This window comes from Methylobacterium sp. FW306-05-D (assembly GCF_058782155.1).
This window is the reverse complement of sequence record NZ_JBYSXL010000173.1, coordinates 1-775: the sequence shown is the minus strand read 5'-3', so window position 1 is coordinate 775 and position 775 is coordinate 1. Positions and strand designations below refer to the sequence as shown.

Annotated in this window: 1 protein-coding gene; it reads left to right on the top strand. The window is 70.7% G+C overall.

Annotated elements, in window-relative coordinates; all coding sequences use genetic code 11:
• Nucleotides 1-91 precede the first annotated feature (91 nt).
• A complete protein-coding gene (locus tag AC3WLN_RS24050; protein WP_492485496.1) occupies nt 92-757 on the top strand; it encodes a sugar transferase in 666 nt (221 codons plus the stop codon).
• Nucleotides 758-775: the final 18 nt, after the last annotated feature.

The following is a 775-nucleotide window of genomic DNA, read 5'->3' as shown; positions in this document are numbered from 1 at the left end:
GAAGCGAAATGGGACGGAACTGCCCCGTTTCGCGTCACCGCCAACGGGCTGATGCGAACCGATGTCTGCTTATCCAGAGGGCTCCGTCACGATGGACACCACTTCTGCTCGGAAGAGCCTCGCGGCCGGATCGGACACCGCCGTCCTGACCCGGTCGCGCCCGAGCCTGTCCGCCGTCCGTCCCGCCCTCGACCCCGCCCTGGCGGCCCTCGCCCTGTTCCTGGTGGCGCCGCTGCTGATCCTCGTGGCCCTGCTGGTGCGCCTCGACAGCAAGGGCCCGGTCCTGTTCCGCCAGACCCGCACCGGCAAGGATGGGCGCCCCTTCCAGATCTACAAGTTCCGCACCATGCGGGTGCTGGACGACGGGGCGGTCGTGCACCAGGCCACGCGCGGCGATGCCCGGGTGACCCGGGTCGGCGCCCTCCTGCGCCGCACCAGCATCGACGAGCTGCCTCAGCTCCTCAACGTGCTGCAGGGCGACATGGCCCTGGTCGGCCCGCGCCCCCACGCCCTGGCCCACGACCTCTACTACGGCGCCGAGATCCCGACCTACCGCCACCGCTTCGCCGTCAAGCCCGGCATCACCGGCTGGGCCCAGATCAACGGCTCGCGCGGGCCCACCCCCACCCTGGCCGACATGCAGCGCCGCGCCGCCCTCGACCTCTGGTACATCGAGAACCAGAGCCTGCGCCTCGACCTCCAGATCCTCGTGCGCACCGTCCTGGCCGAAATCACCCGCCGCACCAACGCCTTCTGAACCAGACACGAGACGCGG

Bases quoted from the DNA above. Each gene is read 5' to 3' on its own strand.
- AC3WLN_RS24050 (WP_492485496.1), top strand. From the start codon at position 92: ATGGACACCACTTCTGCTCGGAAGAGCCTCGCGGCCGGATCGGACACC.